We start from the raw sequence: 14,931 nt of genomic DNA on the forward strand, positions 1-14,931 counted from the left end.
GTCCTGTCGCGGTAAGCGCGGCCCGGCGAAGGACCGCGCGCTTTGCGGGAAGAATGCGTCTTGCTTTCTGAGAGGGCGCGGCTTTTCGCCCTTCGCATGGCGCACCCGACCTATACAACGCACAATGGGCGAGCGGGAAGCGGCGCTGGAGCCGCGCTTCGCTCCAAGAGGGCTCCCGTGCGCGGAGGAGCGCAAAGAAAAAGCGGCCCCGAGGAGCCGCTTTCCGATTGCTGCGGTTGTGAAGAATTACTTCTTCTTGCCGTCGGCGCCGTAGCTGGAGATATAGGCCCACACGTTGTCCTCGTCGCCCTCGCTCGGGAGACCCTGGAACACCATCTTGGTGCCGGGGACCTTGGCCTTCGGGTTCTTGATGAATTCCTTGAACGAGGCGGCGTCCCAGGTGATGCCCGAAGCCTTCATGGCGTCGGAATAGTTGTAGCCCTCGACCGAGCTAGCCTTGCGGCCGTCGATTCCGTTGAGCTCCGGCGCGATGGCGTTCTTGGCGCCTTCGCCGATCTGATGGCAGGCCTTGCACTTGGCGAACACCTTCTCGCCCGCGGCGGCGTCGCCGGCGGCGGAGGCCGTGCCGGCCATGGCGATGAAAGCAGCGCCAGCCAGGAACGTCATCAGCGAAATAGACTTCATCCTCGTTACCTTTCCTCGTCGCGGTCGTCACAACGCCGACCGTCGTTTTTTAATTTCGGGCCGTGGCCTCCCGCGGCGCGCCGAACCGGACCCTCACAGTTCGGAAACTATATCGGCGCAGTCCAAGACACAATATCCCGGCGGCCAAAAGCCGCCCGTCGGCCCGGCCGCCCGCGCATTCACGCGCCGTTCACGCGCCGCAGCGTCAGGTTTACGCGCACGGCGCCAGCGGGAAGTTGGAGGACGTTCGGCGGCGCCAGCGTCGGCAATATGCGATCGACTCCGTGATGGCGCATACGCGCCTCCCCTCCGAGAATCAGGACGTCGCCGGAGGACAGAACCAGCGGAACCGTCGCGCCCCCGCGCTTCAAGCCGCCGATTCGAAACAGGCAATCCGCGCCGAGGGAGAAAGACACTATCGGCGCCGAGAGTTCCTTTTCGTCGCGATCCTGATGAAGGCCCATGCGGGCTTCCGGGCCATAGGCGTTGATCAGGCAGGCCTCGGGCGGAGCGGGACAGTCGGCGAGCATCCCCCATGCGTCCAGCAGGACCTTCGGGATGGCCGGCCACGGCTCGCCGGTGACGGGATGGCGCGGTTCGTAGCGGTACCCTCTTTCCTTGTCGCTCATCCAGCCGAGAGACCCGCAATTGGTCATGCGCACCGACATCGGCGCGCCGGTCTTCGGCATGACGGAGACAAAGAGCGGCGCGCGCGTGACGATCTCCCGGATTTCGCGCGCCAGCGCTTCCTGGGCCGCAGCGTCGAGAAAGCCGCGGCGCAGAACCACGCCCGGCGGGAGATCGGACGCGAGGATCGTGGGCGGATCCTTTCTCAGACCAGCACGGTCTTAGACGCCACGGTCGAATCGGCGTTGAGCTTGTAGATTATCGGTACGCCGGTCGCGATTTCGAGCGTCGGAATGCTTTCCGGCGTCATCTGATCCAGCACCATGGCCAGCGCCCTGAGCGAATTGCCGTGCGCCGCCACGAGCACGCGCTCGCCGCGCAGAACCGGCGGCAGTATGCGCTGGCAATAGAAGGGTATGACCCTCGCCACCGTGTCTTTCAGGCTCTCGCCGCCGGGAGGCGCGACATCATACGAACGGCGCCACAGACGCACCTGTTCCTCGCCCCACTGCTCCCGCGCCTCATCCTTGTTCAGCCCCGAGAGATCGCCGTAATGGCGCTCGTTGAGCGCGCGATCCTTTATCGTCGGCACATTGGATTGACCGAGTTCGCCCAGAACCAACTCCAGCGTATCCTGGGCGCGGCGCAGCGCAGAGGTGAAGGCCGCGCTGAAGAGAATATCACGCTTGCGCAGTTCGCGTCCGGCGCGGCGGGCTTCCTCCTCGCCCAGCGGCGTGAGGCCCGGGTTTTTCCAACCCGTGAACAGATTCTTCGCATTCCATTCGCTTTGACCGTGGCGGACGAGGACGAGTGTGCGGTTCATGCCTTTGTGATCCTCGCTGTGTCAGTCGCCTGAAAGGCCGAGAACGTCCTGCATGTTATATAGTCCGGGCGGACGGCCCCGGACCCAGAGCGCCGCCGCGAGCGCTCCGCGCGCAAAGATTCCGCGCTCTTCGGCGCGATGGGTCAATTCGATGCGCTCTCCCGCCCCGGCGAGTATCACTGTGTGATCGCCGACCACCGTACCGCCGCGCAGGCTCGCAAAGCCTATATCGCCGGTCTTGCGGGGCCCCGTCAGCCCGTCGCGGCCGCGCGCGCTGTGCTCGCCCAGATCGATTCCCCTGCCCCGCGCCGCCGCCTCGCCGAGCAGCAGCGCCGTGCCCGACGGCGCATCGACCTTCTTGGCGTGATGCATCTCGACGATTTCCGCGTCCCAGGCCGGGCCGAGGGCGCGCGCCGCTTTCTCGACCAGCACGGCGAGAAGATTGACGCCGAGGCTCATGTTGCCGGAGCGAACCACGGCGACTTTCCGGGACGCCTCCGCGACGACTTCGAGATCCTGGGCGGAAAGCCCCGTCGTTCCGATCACATGGGCGACGCCCAATTGCGCGCAAAGCCCGGACAGAGCCACCGTGTTCTCCGGCGACGAGAAATCTATGAGGACGTCGCACTGGGCCGCTACGGCCGCCGGATCGTCGCTGATCGCCACGCCGTTGGGGCCGGAACCGATCAGGGTTCCGGAATCGACGCCGATGCAGCCCGACCCGGCGCGGCCCAGGGCGCCGACGAGGCGCACGCCCAGAGTGTCGGGTATCGTCTGCACGAGCATCCGGCCCATACGGCCGGCGGCGCCCACCACGGCCAGCCGCAAGTCATTCATGGTTCAAACCTCTCTAACCGGCCGTCGAAGCGCCAGGGCGAAGCCGGCCGCGCCGATCGCATCGCCGGCGCGCGCGGCGTATAGGCCCATGCCGTGCTCGCAGATGAAGAGAAGCGGCGCCGTGATCGCGTAGTCAACCATCCTTTCGGGTAGGCTCCAGCGACGAGCCCAATTACTTGGGCTTGGGCCGGAAGCATTTCACCTGGGCGGGATCGGTGTCGATCCAGGCGGCCCCGATCAGGTCGAGGCAATAGGGGACCGCCGGCATCACGGCGTTCAGGCAGAGCTCTATGGCGGCGGGCTTTCCCGGCAGATTGACGATCAGGCATTTGCCGCGGTGCGCGGCGAGCTGGCGCGACAAAATCGCCGTCGGAACTTGTTCCAGCGATACTTTCCGCATCAATTCGCCGAAGCCCGGCAACTCCCGGGGCGCAGCGGCGAGCGTCGCCTCCGGCGTCAGATCGCGCGGCGAGGGGCCGGTGCCTCCGGTCGTGACTATAAGGTCGCAGCCGATATTGTCCGCAAGATCGATCAAGGCGTCCCGCACGCTCTCGAAGCCGTCCGGAACTATCCGCCGCTCGATCCGAAAGGGCGTGGTCAGAACCCTGCGGAGATAGGCCTCGATGGCGGGGCCGCTTTCATCCGTATAGATCCCCGCGCTCGCCCGGTCGGACGCTGTGAGCACCCCGATCACGGCTGCCGCCGGCGTGGTCGTCATGTCTTCCTCCATTGCGCTCGTCGCTGATCTATGAGCGCGCCTCGCCCCAATTCGTCAACCTTGGCGGCCATGTTTAGGCTGCAACGAATACTTCCCGCACAAGTATAGACGTTCCAAACACAGAGCGTGATGTTCTTGCCTATATGCGCTCCGATTAGGGCTCAATCAAACGTAAATCCCCCGACCGCACGAACCATATCGGGACAGGCGAAAACTTATCGGCCCAACAACGTCGACATTACGGCCACTTAATGCTCACTTGGCCACATATGTAAACTTCAATGAGCCATTTTTATCAGCTCATTTTGGTCACATTTGCTTTCTAAGCAGAACACGCAACGTCAATCCAAGGAGATAGACAAACACTGCAGCGGGAGCCTCGGGAGATCCGGAGGCTCTACACGCGTAACGTTAAAAAGGGTAACGCATGAAACGAGTAATATGGTCGGTAATGGCGATTGGACTTGCGTCCGCTCCGATCGAGGCGAAAGCCGATGTCGTCAGCCAGCTTCTGGACAGCATCTTCGTCAGTTCCGCCGACCAGGCGTATGATTATGCCCCCGCCGAACGCCATGGGCGTCATCGGCGCGCGCGCAGCCACTGGAACTACCAGCCGGAAGCCTCCGACGGACACGGCCACAGCTTCACCGCTCTGGCCTCCTGGTATGGGGGCGGTTCTCGCGCCTACGAACCCAATTCGCACACCGCCAGCGGGGAGCGGTTCAACAAATGGGGCCTGACGGCAGCCCATCGCACCCTGCCCCTCGGCACGCGCCTGCTGCTGACGCACGGCGGCCGCTCCTGTGTCGTTCGTATCAACGACCGCGGTCCCGCGGCCTGGACCGGCCGGAGCCTGGACGTATCCAAGGGAGCCGCCGCCCAACTCGGCCTCATTCAAAGCGGCACCGGCCGCGTCAATGTGACGGTTCTCGCCAGCCGCTAAAACCTCATGCAGCCTGCCGGCTCCGGGCGCGAATGCGTCGTCTGGAGCCGCAGGCGCGCCTTTACTAAGCTCATAATAGCCATAGACCCAAGCGCAGCCGGCCTTATCCTTTTATACGGCTTCCGCTAGATCGCTTCGCGATCCGCAGAAGTGACCGTCGCAAAAATCACTGATCTGCATCGCTTTTTGCGGTGAACGAATACGAAATACCGCTCCAATCGAGCGGATTTTGCATTACAGGCTCAAAGTTATTCTTAGATGTTCGTAAAACAGGCTTTGATGAAGGCCATTGTTAACAAATGGCGTGGTCAAATACTGGCTGCTCTGTCAGAGGCGTGGCCGGAACGACTGTGAGAGGCTGTCTTTGTATGATTCTTGTTGCGGAGTGCGTAGCCAATGGGACAGCATGGCAAACAACTACGACACGTTCAGGAATTTCTGAACGTGGGATACTCCGTTCTCCGCGGGTTATTTTCAGAGGAAGATATTGATAAGTTGAAAACATCCCGCGCAGAGATCGAAGCGAAAGCCCGCGATCCAAATTATACTGCGCCCGACCCAAGAATTCGCTTCCGTTTCGCGCCCGACGATCCTACCCATCTCAGCCTGGTCGATTGGCCATGCCTCGCCGATCCGGTTCTCGATTCGTTTCGGATTGACGCGCGCTTATTCGACGTGCTGTCCCCAATACTCGGCCCGGATATCGTAACTGCGCGAAATGCGTTTTTTCTCAAGAGTCCCGGGGCGTCTGGGACGACCATCGGGTTCCATCAGGACGCCCAGTGGGGCAACCCGTCAGTCCACCGCAATCTGGCGAGATCATATGTTCAATGCGGATTGGCCGTGGACCCGCACTCGCGCGCAGCGGGAGGCGTCCAAATCATTCCCCGATCGCATCGCGCGGGCTTTGCGATAACCGACAAGCCCGTTCTTGGCGGCGACCTTCACACATCCATCCTCGATGAGCTCGGCCTTAAACAAGCAGATGCGATCGACCTGGAGTTGGCGCCCGGAGATGTTGCGATCTGGAGCGCTTACACCGTGCACGGTTCGGGGCCGAACCGATCGGCCCACCCCCGCGCCTTCTACGTCAGCGGATATATGTCTTCGGCTGATTGCGATGAAGGCGAAAGGGCCTTCGGATAAAGGAGGCCACGGGCCTCCGCCATCTTCATTTCAGCGATGCGCCGGATCCCCGTCCCGTTCAGCCGCGCGCCGCCCCGCCGCCCTACCACTGCAGCATGTGGAACTCTTCCCATTTGCGTCTGCGAAAAGAAGGATATGTGGCGACCTCTAGGATCCTCGTCATATGGAAGTAACGGAAGCGTCACGCCCCCACGATAAGGACGTGAACGATCGGTTTTTTGCCCCAACTCGCGAACACCGCGGCCCGCACAGCTTTTTCGATCGCGGTGGCGACCGAATCGAAGTCGCGCCGGCGCGGCCTCGACAGGCCGTCGAATGTCCTGAACACGGCGTCGTCGACCACTTCGCCCATATCGACATTGTCCTTGCCGCGCTTGGGCAACCCCGCGAAAACCACATCGGGATCGCCCACCATGTCGCCCTGCCTGCTCACCGCGACCGCAACCGAAACCACGCCGGCGAATGCGAGCTTGACCCGTTCGCGCACCGAGCCGTCATTTTCGGAAATCAGCACGTCGCCGTCCTTGAACAGCCTCCCCGCGGGAGCCTTGCCGATTATCGCCGGAGCGCCCGGCGCCAGCCGAACCACATCGCCGTTACGCGCCGAGACCACCTGCTGGACGCCATGGGCGCGCGCGAAGGCGGCGTGATAGGTGAGGTGATGCGCCTCCCCATGCGCGGGAATCGCCGCCTGGGGCCGAACCCACTCATACATCCGGGCGACTTCGCCCCGCCGCGGATGGCCAGAGCAATGCACCAGATGGTCGTGGTCCGTGATGACCTCGACGCCGAGGTCGCACAGCTTGTTGATGACGCCCTGAACCTCGCGGATGTTTCCCGGAATGGCGCGAGAGGAAAATATCACTCGATCGCCCGACACCAGCTTTATCGCGGGATGGTCGCCCTCCGCCGCACGCGCCATCGCCGCACGCGCCTCGCCCTGGCTTCCCGTCGCGATAACGACGACCTTCTCGCGCGGCAGAGCGGAGAAATAGTCGAGCGAGAAGAACGGAGGCACGCCGTCGAGATACCCGCATTCGCGCGCGACTTCTATCGCGCGGTCGAGAGCGCGACCCGCGACGATCACGCTTCTTCCGCACGCCTGCGCCGCTTCCGCGATGGCGCGGATCCGCGCGATATTCGAGGCGAATGTCGTCACCAGAACGCGACCCTTGGCTTCCGCCACCAGGGGGCGCAGGGTTTTGGCGACGTCGCCCTCCGAAAAACTGTCGCCGTCACGCAATATATTGGTGGAATCGCAGATCAGCGCCGTGACGCCCTCGTCGCCGAGCGCCCGCAGCCGCGCCTCGTCGATCCTGTGCCCGGCGCCGGGCTCCGGGTCGACTTTCCAGTCTCCGGTATGGACCGCGAGACCCGCCGGGGTGCGGATCGCGAGCGCGCAGGCCTCCGGAATGGAATGCGCCACAGCGACATATTCCACACTGAACGGGGCGAGATCGATGACCGACCCAGGACCGACACGGGTTATCTCGATCTTCGGAGCGCCGGGCTCGGAAAGACGCCGGGTCTCGATGAGGCCGGCGGCGAAGGGAGTCGCGAAAACCCGGCAACGCAGCCTGGGCCAGAGCGCGGCCAGCGCGCCGATGTGATCCTCATGGGCGTGGGTTATCAACAAACCCACGAGATCCCGGCCGATCTTCTCTACGAAAGAAACATCGGGCAGCACCAGATCGACGCCGGGCAGCTCGGATCCGGGGAATGTCAGCCCGCAGTCGACCATAAGCCATTTGCGCGCTCGCGGCGGTCCGTAGCCGTAGAGAGCCGCATTCATGCCAATTTCGCCCAAGCCGCCAAGAGGCGCGAAAACAAAGTCGTTTGCGTCCGTCGTCATGCGATCCCGTTCGAAGGCCGAAAACTGCCGGCCTCCCCAAAAAAGACGTCGCCCGCGTCGACGATTTCGTCACCCTGCCCGGTCGCCACCACCAGACGCCCGAATGCGTCGATGGTCTTGAAACGCCCCCGCAACTCGACGCCTCGGGCGCAGTTCACCCTGATCGCGTGCCCGACGCCGGCGGCTTCCTGCAACCATTTTTCGCGAACGGCGGCGAAGCCGTCGCGCCCGGACCACAGGTCCAGCGTGGCGGCGAAGCTATCAGAAAGACGAGCAAGCAATTCCTCGGCCGAAGGCGCCCGCGGCAGAACGTCTTTAAGCGCCCTTGCCGGATAGGGCAATCCTTCGGGCGCAAAGGCGCAATTCACCCCGATCCCGATGATCGTGACCATGCGATCGGGCTGGCGCTCGTCTCCGGTCGCAACGGAAACGCCTTCGAGCAATATGCCCCCCAGCTTTCCGCCGTCAAGCAGCAGGTCGTTAGGCCATTTCAGCGCTATGCGGTCGCCGAGCCCAGTTACATCCTTGACCGCGGAGATTGCCGCCAGTCCGGCGACAAAGCCGAGTTGAGGCGCCTTAGCAGGATCGGGACAATCGGAGTAGATCAGGCTCGCGTGAAGATTGCCCTCGCGGGAAACCCACTCGCGCCCAAGCCGGCCGCGCCCTTTGCTCTGCCGCCGCGCTGCGATCCACAACGGCCCACGCTCGCCGGCTGCCGCGAGCCGCTTGCCCTCCTCATTGGTGGAATCCACCTCTTCGAGAGCAAGCAGTCCAATTCCGCGCGCGCGCGCTGTCTCGCCGAGTTCCCATCCCACGGAAGGAACTCAGAAGAGTGATTTCGCGGCGGCCGCGGCGGCATCCATCAGCGGACCGGGATAGACCCAGAAGCCGAGCACGAAGATGGTGGAGATCGCGAGTATGCCGCCCACGGTGCGGGACGAAGGATCGAAGGCGGGCGCGGGCTCGTCGAAATACATCACCTTCACGATCCGAAGGTAGTAGTAGGCCGCTACTGCGCTCGAGAGAACGCCGATCACCGCCAGAGGGTAAAGCCCGGCCTGAACCGCGGGGAGCAGCACATAATATTTGGCGAAGAAGCCGCCGAGAGGCGGAATGCCGGCGAGGGAAAACATCAACATCGCGAGAAAGAACGCGGTCGATCCCCGGGTGCGGGAAAGACCCGAGAGATCCGATATCTCTTCGACCGGCTTACCATTGACGCGCATCGTCAGGATAGCGGCGAAGGCGCCGAGGGTCATGGCCGAATACATCACGAGATAGATCGCAATGCCCTTGACGCCCGCCTCGTTGGCCGCGGCAAGCCCGATCAGCACGAAACCCATGTGGCCGATCGAGGAATAGGCCATCAGGCGCTTTATGTTGGTCTGCCCGATCGCGGCGAAGGAGCCGAGAAGGGTCGAGACGATAGCGAGGAACACCACGATCTGGCGCCACTGTCCGGTCATGCCCGGGAAAGCGCTCAGGGCGAAACGCACCGTGATCGCGACAGCGGCCATTTTGGCGGACGAAGCAAAGAACGCCGTCACCGGAGTAGGAGCGCCCTCGTAGACGTCGGGCGTCCACATATGGAACGGAGCCGCCGACATCTTGAACGCAAGACCGGCGAGCACGAACACCAGCCCGAACACGACTCCGATCGGGGCCGAGCCGGACACCGCGGCGGCGATGCCGTCGAAGGAGATCGTGCCGGCGAAACCATAGAGCAAGGTGGAGCCGTAGAGCATCATGCCCGAGGAAAGCGCGCCCAGCACGAAATATTTCAGGCCTGCCTCCGATGCGCGCGCGTCGTCGCGGGCGAAGGCCGCGACCACATAGAGCGCCAGGGACATCAGTTCCAGCCCAAGGTAAAGGGCGATGAGATTGTCAGCCGATATCAGCAGCAGCATGCCCAAAGTGGCGAGCAGGATGAGGATCGGATATTCGAACTTGTCGAGTTGCGCCCGACGCATGAAGTCGCTGGACAGGAGAATCGTCACCAGGGATGCGACCAGGGTGACCGCCTTGACGAAACGGGAAAAGGCGTCGTCGACAAAGGCGCCGTCGAACACGCTCGCGTCGGAATGAGACGACAGAACGATCGCCAGCAGAGCCAGCCCCAGCACCCCGACAGCCAGTTCGGATACGAGAGCATTGGCGCGCTCCCGCCAGGCGCCGAGGAGGAGGAGCGCCAGGACGCCCGCGGCGAGAATGACTTCCGGAAGGAAGTGGTGCGCTAGCTGGGTGAAAAAGGGCATCTTTATCGATCCGTCAGTGGCTGGCGGCGGCGAGCTTCACCGCATCGAGGAGCGCAGAGTGGGACTGGAGCAGATTGGCGACCGAGGCCGCGGAAGCGTCGATGACGGGCCCGGGCTGGACGCCATAGTAGATCGTCAACACGATCAAGGGCGCAAACAGCGCGATTTCACGGGCGGAAAGATCCGCGATATTGGCGAGGCTCGCCTTCTCGAGAGCGCCGAACACCACGCGCCGATAGAGGTAGAGCGCATAGGCGGCCGACAGGATCACTCCGGTCGTCGCGAAAAGCGCGACCCAGCTATTGGCGCTGAAGGCTCCGGTCAGGGTCAGGAACTCGCCGATGAAGCCGGCTGTTCCGGGCAGGCCGACATTCGCCATCGTGAACACCATAAAGGTGAAGGCGTAAAGCGGCATGCGATTGACCAGACCGCCATAGGCTGCGATCTCGCGGGTATGCATACGGTCGTAGATGACGCCCACGCAAAGGAACAAGGCGCCGGACACGAGACCGTGCGAGATCATCAGGAACATCGCGCCCTGAACGCCCTGGGGATTCATCGTGAACAGCCCCATCGTCACGAAGCCCATATGTGCAATGGACGAATAAGCGATGAGCTTCTTGATGTCCTCCTGCACCAGAGCGACCAGCGATGTGTAGATGATCGCTATGACCGACATCGCATAAACGAGCGGAGCGAACTGCACCGAGGCGTCGGGGAACATCGGCAGCGAGAAGCGGATGAAACCGTATCCGCCCATCTTCAGCAGAATGGCGGCCAGGATAACCGAGCCCGCGGTCGGCGCTTCGACGTGAGCGTCCGGCAGCCAGGTGTGAACCGGCCACATCGGCATCTTCACCGCGAAGGAGGCGAAGAAGGCGAGCCAGAGCCATGTCTGCATCTGGGGCGGGAAATGCACGGTCAGCAGGACCGAGATATCGGTGGTGCCGGCCAGATTGTACATCGCCAGAATGGCGATCAGCATCAGCAGCGAACCGGCGAGCGTATAGAGGAAGAACTTGAAGCTCGCATAGACGCGCCGTTTGCCGCCCCAAATGCCGATGATCAGGAACATCGGGATGAGGCCGCCCTCGAAGAACAGGTAGAACAACACCAGATCGAGCGCGCAAAACACGCCGATCATCAGTGTCTCCAGCACGAGGAACGCGATCATATATTCGGCGACGCGCTTCGTGATCGACTCCCAGGAGGCCAGGATCGCGAAGGGCATCAGGAAGGTGGTCAGAAGAACGAAGGGCATTGAAAAGCCGTCGACGCCCAGCTTGTAGACGAGGCCCGAACCGAACCAGCTCTTCTCTTCGATCAGCTGAAAGCTTGCGTTGGCGGCGTCGAACCGATTCCACGCCACAACGGACAGAACGAACACCGCGATGGTCGTCAGAAGGGCGGCCCAGCGAACATTGCGCAGCGAAGCATCGCTTTCGCCTCGCTGGGTCAGAATGAACGCCGCGCCTACCAGCGGAAGAAAGGTAAGGCCGGAGAGAATTCCAAAACCGAACATTAGCGTATGCCTCCGGCGACGAACCAGCTGACGACCGCCGCCACGCCGATCAGCATGGCGAATGCATAATGGTAGATGTAACCGGTCTGCAGGCGAACGGCGAGGCGGGCGCCGTCGGAAACCCGGGCCGCTACGCCGTCCGGACCCAGACCGTCGATGATGCGACCATCGCCGCCCTTCCAGAACAGCCGACCGATGGCGAAGGCGGGCTTAACGAACAACGCATCGTAAAGCTCGTCGAAATACCACTTGTTGAGCAGGAACTGGTACAGCCTCGGGAAGGCGCCGGCGAGCGCCTGAGCCGTGCCAGGCTTCAGCACATAGAAGTAGAGCGAAACCAGGAAGCCTCCGACCATCATCGCAGACGGCATGTAGGACACCCAGCCGGGGATCTCGTGCATGGCGTGCAATATGTGATTGTGTTCGCGGGTGTAGAGCGCTTCCTTCCAGAACTCGTGGTAGGCGTGGCCAGCGAAGTAACGTTCGAACACGAAACCCGCGCCCACAGCGCCCGCGGCGAGAACCGCCAACGGGATCAGCATGACCAGCGGAGATTCATGCGGCTTATGATCGCCGTGGCCATGACCGTGATGATCGTCGTGAGCCCAGTGGACCGGCTCCTCGTCGCTGATATGTTCGTGAACCTGAACATGCGCGTGGGGATCATGAGCGTGAGCGTCATGGGCGCTCACCGCCCTGGTCCCGAAGAAGGTCATGAACACCAGCCGCCAGGAATAGAAGGAGGTGAGCCCGGCGGCGACCACGGTGGCGACGAAACCATACATGGCCGCGTGGGAATGCTGGCTTGCGGCGAAAGCCGCTTCGATGATCGCGTCCTTGGAAAAGAAGCCGGCGAAGCCGATGGACGTATGCGGGATGCCGAAGCCGGTGAGCGCGAGCGTTCCGATCGTCATCATGGCGAATGTGAAGGGGATGTCCTTGCGCAGCCCGCCCATGTTCCGCATGTCCTGCTCATGGTGCATCGCTTGGATGACCGAACCGGCGCCGAGGAACAGCAGCGCTTTGAAGAAAGCGTGCGTGAAAAGGTGGAACACGCCGAGCGAATATCCGCCCACGCCTTCCGCAACGAACATGTAGCCGAGCTGAGAGCAGGTCGAATAGGCGATGACGCGCTTGATGTCGTTTTGAACCAGACCGACGGTCGCGGCGAAAAAGGCCGTGGTGGCGCCGATGATCGTGACGAAGGTGAGAGCGTCCGGGGCGTATTCGAACACGGGCGACATGCGGGCGACCATGAACACGCCGGCGGTGACCATGGTGGCCGCATGGATGAGCGCCGAGACCGGCGTCGGGCCTTCCATGGCGTCGGGCAGCCATGTGTGAAGGAAGAACTGGGCCGACTTGCCCATGGCCCCGACGAAGAGCAGGAAAGCCGCGAGCGTGAGGGCGTCGACATTCAGCCCGAAGACATGGATGGTCTTGCCGGCGACGCCGGGAACGGATGCGAAAACCTCGTCGAAACTGACCGAATGGGTCAACTGAAAGACAAGGAAGATTCCGAGCGCGAAGCCGAAGTCGCCCACGCGGTTGACCACGAAAGCTTTGATCGCGGCCGCGCAGGCGGAGGGCTTCTCATACCAGAAACCGATCAGCAGATATGAAGCGAGGCCCACGCCCTCCCAGCCGAAGAACATCTGCACCAGATTGTCCGCGGTCACCAGCATCAGCATGGCGAAGGTGAAGAGCGACAAATAGGCGAAGAACCGCGGCCGATGCGGGTCCTCGTGCATGTATCCGATCGAATAGAGGTGCACGAGGCTGGAGACAGTGTTCACGACCACCAGCATCACAGCGGTCAGCGTGTCCACCCTCAAGGCCCAGTCGACCTTCAGCGCGCCGGAGGTGAACCAGTTGCCAAGGACCGGAGTGGTCGAATGGCCCTCGCCGAGCGCGATGTTGAAAAAGACGATCCAGGACATCGCCGCGGCGGCGATGAGCAGGCTCGTGGTCACGAGCTCCGACGCTCGCGCCCCGATCTTGCGGCCGAAGGCGCCGGCGATCAGGAAGCCGACAAGGGGAAGAAAGACGATTGCCTGAATCATCGCGGGATCAGCCTTTCAAGCTGTTGATGTCGTCGACCGCGATAGAGCCGCGATTACGATAGAATGTGACCAGGATGGCGAGGCCGATGGCGGCTTCGGCCGCCGCGACCGTGAGCACGAACAGGGCGAACACCTGTCCGGTCAGGTCGGCCAGCGCGGCCGAGAAAGCCACGAAATTCAGATTGACCGAGAGAAGTATCAGCTCGACCGACATCAGGATGACGATGATGTTCTTCCGGTTGAGGATGATGCCCGCGATCCCGAGCGTGAACAGAATGGCGGAGACTACGAGATAATGGGTGAGGCCGATCGTCGTCATGGTCATTTTCCTTAGAGGCCCGCCCGCGACGGCACTTTCCTGATCTCGACCACGGTCTTCGCGGTGCGAGAATTCTGCTCTTCGATGTTCTGGCGCTTCACGTTCGGACGGTGACGCAGGGTCAGCACGATCGCGCCGATCATGGCCGTAAGCAGAACCAGCGCCGACACCTCGAAGAAGATCACATATTTGGTGTAGAGCACCTGCCCCAGAGCCGCGGTGTTGGTGACCTGGGCCACGATGGGTGAAGCCGCCGCCTCCGTCGCCGAAGGCGCGGATTTCCAGTTGACCGCGACGAAACCGAGTTCGAACAGCACCACGGCGCCGACCGCTCCGCCAACCGGCAGATATTTCTGGAAGCCTTGCTTCAGCTCGGCGAAATCGACGTCGAGCATCATGACCACGAACAGGAACAGCACGGCCACGGCGCCCACATAGACGACGATGAGGATCATCGCCAGGAACTCCGCGCCCTGCAGCAGGAAGAGCCCCGCGCCGTTGCAGAAGGCCAGGATGAGGAACAGCACCGAATGCACCGGATTGCGCGCGGTGATCACCATGAAGGCCGAGGCGATCAGCACGACCGAGAAGAGATAGAAGAATGCGGCCACGGCTTCGTCCTTTTCAGGGGTCGCGCCGCATCCCTCGCGGCGCGCGAATTTCAGGGGCTTGCCTTGCAGCGGTCAGCGATAAGGAGCGTCGAGCGCGATGTTTCGGGCGATTTCCCGTTCCCACCGCGCGCCGTTCTCGAGCAGACGCTCCTTGTTGTAATAGAGTTCCTCGCGCGTTTCCGTCGCGAATTCCTGGTTCGGACCCTCGACGATAGCGTCGACCGGACAGGCTTCCTGGCAGAAACCGCAGTAGATGCACTTCACCATGTCGATGTCGTAGCGGGTCGTACGCCGGGTGCCGTCGTTGCGCCGCGGCCCTGCTTCGATAGTAATCGCCTGCGCCGGGCAGATCGCCTCGCAAAGCTTGCAGGCGATGCAGCGCTCTTCCCCGTTGGGATAGCGTCGCAGGGCATGTTCGCCACGAAAGCGCGGCGACTGCGGATTCTTCTCGTGCGGGTAGTTGATCGTGGCCTTCGGTTTGAAGAAGTAGCGCATCGACAGAAGGAAAGCGCTCACGAACTCCGTCAGGAAGAGCGATTTGGCGGCGTTGTCCAGTCTCATGATGCGAAC

16 protein-coding genes are annotated in these 14,931 nt (G+C 62.5%); 2 read left to right on the forward strand and 14 right to left on the reverse strand.

Annotated features, from left to right (window positions below):
- Positions 1–246 precede the first annotated feature (246 nt).
- The 6 genes from H2LOC_RS05555 to mog form a co-directional block, all read right to left on the reverse strand.
- Positions 247–645 (reverse strand): c-type cytochrome, encoded by a 399-nt coding sequence (locus H2LOC_RS05555; RefSeq protein ID WP_136495484.1) that lies wholly within the window; start codon positions 643–645, stop codon positions 247–249.
- A 179-nt stretch (positions 646–824) separates the two neighbouring features.
- Positions 825–1,433, reverse strand: a complete 609-nt coding sequence (locus H2LOC_RS05560) for an alpha-ketoglutarate-dependent dioxygenase AlkB family protein (RefSeq protein WP_246207002.1) — start codon at positions 1,431–1,433, stop codon at positions 825–827.
- 44 nt (positions 1,434–1,477) lie between these two features.
- Positions 1,478–2,095 (reverse strand): 2,3-bisphosphoglycerate-dependent phosphoglycerate mutase, encoded by a 618-nt coding sequence (locus H2LOC_RS05565; protein WP_136495486.1) that lies wholly within the window; start codon positions 2,093–2,095, stop codon positions 1,478–1,480.
- Between the two features lie 21 nt (positions 2,096–2,116).
- Entirely contained in the window at positions 2,117–2,932 is an 816-nt protein-coding gene (gene dapB, locus H2LOC_RS05570) for a 4-hydroxy-tetrahydrodipicolinate reductase (RefSeq protein WP_136495487.1), read from the reverse strand.
- Between the two features lie 3 nt (positions 2,933–2,935).
- A complete protein-coding gene (locus tag H2LOC_RS05575) occupies positions 2,936–3,073 on the reverse strand; it encodes a hypothetical protein (protein ID WP_154331585.1) in 138 nt (45 codons plus the stop codon).
- Between the two features lie 31 nt (positions 3,074–3,104).
- Complete coding sequence (mog, locus tag H2LOC_RS05580) at positions 3,105–3,650, reverse strand: molybdopterin adenylyltransferase (protein ID WP_246207004.1); 546 nt, start codon at positions 3,648–3,650, stop codon at positions 3,105–3,107.
- A gap of 427 nt (positions 3,651–4,077) precedes the next feature.
- Here mog and H2LOC_RS05585 point away from each other — a divergent pair, with 427 nt between their 5' ends.
- Positions 4,078–4,593: a septal ring lytic transglycosylase RlpA family protein gene (locus H2LOC_RS05585; protein WP_246207006.1), complete on the forward strand. Its 516-nt coding sequence runs from the start codon at positions 4,078–4,080 to the stop codon at positions 4,591–4,593.
- 396 nt (positions 4,594–4,989) lie between these two features.
- The gene (locus H2LOC_RS05590) at positions 4,990–5,739 is read left to right on the forward strand and encodes a phytanoyl-CoA dioxygenase family protein (RefSeq protein ID WP_136495489.1); all 750 of its coding nucleotides are present in this window, start codon (positions 4,990–4,992) and stop codon (positions 5,737–5,739) included.
- A gap of 181 nt (positions 5,740–5,920) precedes the next feature.
- On the opposite strand, the gene H2LOC_RS05595 is transcribed toward H2LOC_RS05590, so the two are convergent.
- From H2LOC_RS05595 to nuoI, 8 genes are all read right to left on the reverse strand, one after another.
- Positions 5,921–7,591: a ribonuclease J gene (locus H2LOC_RS05595; protein ID WP_136495490.1), complete on the reverse strand. Its 1,671-nt coding sequence runs from the start codon at positions 7,589–7,591 to the stop codon at positions 5,921–5,923.
- Positions 7,588–8,406 carry a biotin--[acetyl-CoA-carboxylase] ligase gene (locus H2LOC_RS05600; protein ID WP_136495491.1) on the reverse strand — a complete coding sequence of 273 codons (819 nt, stop codon included), beginning with the start codon at positions 8,404–8,406 and terminating at the stop codon, positions 7,588–7,590. The genes H2LOC_RS05595 and H2LOC_RS05600 overlap by 4 nt, the downstream gene beginning before the upstream one ends.
- 9 nt (positions 8,407–8,415) lie before the next feature.
- On the reverse strand, positions 8,416–9,846 hold the full coding sequence (nuoN, locus tag H2LOC_RS05605; protein WP_136495492.1) for an NADH-quinone oxidoreductase subunit NuoN: 1,431 nt from the start codon (positions 9,844–9,846) through the stop codon (positions 8,416–8,418).
- A gap of 13 nt (positions 9,847–9,859) precedes the next feature.
- Complete coding sequence (locus tag H2LOC_RS05610; RefSeq protein ID WP_136495493.1) at positions 9,860–11,368, reverse strand: NADH-quinone oxidoreductase subunit M; 1,509 nt, start codon at positions 11,366–11,368, stop codon at positions 9,860–9,862.
- On the reverse strand, positions 11,368–13,431 hold the full coding sequence (nuoL, locus tag H2LOC_RS05615) for an NADH-quinone oxidoreductase subunit L (RefSeq protein WP_136495494.1): 2,064 nt from the start codon (positions 13,429–13,431) through the stop codon (positions 11,368–11,370). The genes H2LOC_RS05610 and nuoL overlap by 1 nt, the downstream gene beginning before the upstream one ends.
- Positions 13,432–13,438: 7 nt before the next feature.
- Positions 13,439–13,750, reverse strand: coding sequence for an NADH-quinone oxidoreductase subunit NuoK (gene nuoK / locus H2LOC_RS05620; RefSeq protein ID WP_136495495.1), 312 nt, complete (start codon positions 13,748–13,750; stop codon positions 13,439–13,441).
- An 11-nt stretch (positions 13,751–13,761) separates the two neighbouring features.
- The gene (locus tag H2LOC_RS05625; protein ID WP_246207145.1) at positions 13,762–14,310 is read right to left on the reverse strand and encodes an NADH-quinone oxidoreductase subunit J; all 549 of its coding nucleotides are present in this window, start codon (positions 14,308–14,310) and stop codon (positions 13,762–13,764) included.
- A gap of 123 nt (positions 14,311–14,433) precedes the next feature.
- A complete protein-coding gene (nuoI, locus tag H2LOC_RS05630) occupies positions 14,434–14,922 on the reverse strand; it encodes an NADH-quinone oxidoreductase subunit NuoI (protein ID WP_136495497.1) in 489 nt (162 codons plus the stop codon).
- Positions 14,923–14,931: the final 9 nt, after the last annotated feature.

Source organism: Methylocystis heyeri (assembly GCF_004802635.2).
Lineage (GTDB): Bacteria > Pseudomonadota > Alphaproteobacteria > Rhizobiales > Beijerinckiaceae > Methylocystis > Methylocystis heyeri.

Bases quoted from the DNA above. Each gene is read 5' to 3' on its own strand.
- nuoK (WP_136495495.1), bottom strand. From the start codon at position 13,750: ATGACGACGATCGGCCTCACCCATTATCTCGTAGTCTCCGCCATTCTG.
- H2LOC_RS05585 (WP_246207006.1), top strand. From the start codon at position 4,078: ATGAAACGAGTAATATGGTCGGTAATGGCGATTGGACTTGCGTCCGCT.
- nuoL (WP_136495494.1), bottom strand. From the start codon at position 13,431: ATGATTCAGGCAATCGTCTTTCTTCCCCTTGTCGGCTTCCTGATCGCC.
- nuoN (WP_136495492.1), bottom strand. From the start codon at position 9,846: ATGCCCTTTTTCACCCAGCTAGCGCACCACTTCCTTCCGGAAGTCATT.
- H2LOC_RS05565 (WP_136495486.1), bottom strand. From the start codon at position 2,095: ATGAACCGCACACTCGTCCTCGTCCGCCACGGTCAAAGCGAATGGAAT.
- nuoI (WP_136495497.1), bottom strand. From the start codon at position 14,922: ATGAGACTGGACAACGCCGCCAAATCGCTCTTCCTGACGGAGTTCGTG.
- H2LOC_RS05595 (WP_136495490.1), bottom strand. From the start codon at position 7,591: ATGACGACGGACGCAAACGACTTTGTTTTCGCGCCTCTTGGCGGCTTG.
- H2LOC_RS05555 (WP_136495484.1), bottom strand. From the start codon at position 645: ATGAAGTCTATTTCGCTGATGACGTTCCTGGCTGGCGCTGCTTTCATC.
- H2LOC_RS05610 (WP_136495493.1), bottom strand. From the start codon at position 11,368: ATGTTCGGTTTTGGAATTCTCTCCGGCCTTACCTTTCTTCCGCTGGTA.
- H2LOC_RS05590 (WP_136495489.1), top strand. From the start codon at position 4,990: ATGGGACAGCATGGCAAACAACTACGACACGTTCAGGAATTTCTGAAC.
- H2LOC_RS05575 (WP_154331585.1), bottom strand. From the start codon at position 3,073: ATGGTTGACTACGCGATCACGGCGCCGCTTCTCTTCATCTGCGAGCAC.
- mog (WP_246207004.1), bottom strand. From the start codon at position 3,650: ATGACGACCACGCCGGCGGCAGCCGTGATCGGGGTGCTCACAGCGTCC.
- dapB (WP_136495487.1), bottom strand. From the start codon at position 2,932: ATGAATGACTTGCGGCTGGCCGTGGTGGGCGCCGCCGGCCGTATGGGC.
- H2LOC_RS05625 (WP_246207145.1), bottom strand. From the start codon at position 14,310: ATGGTGATCACCGCGCGCAATCCGGTGCATTCGGTGCTGTTCCTCATC.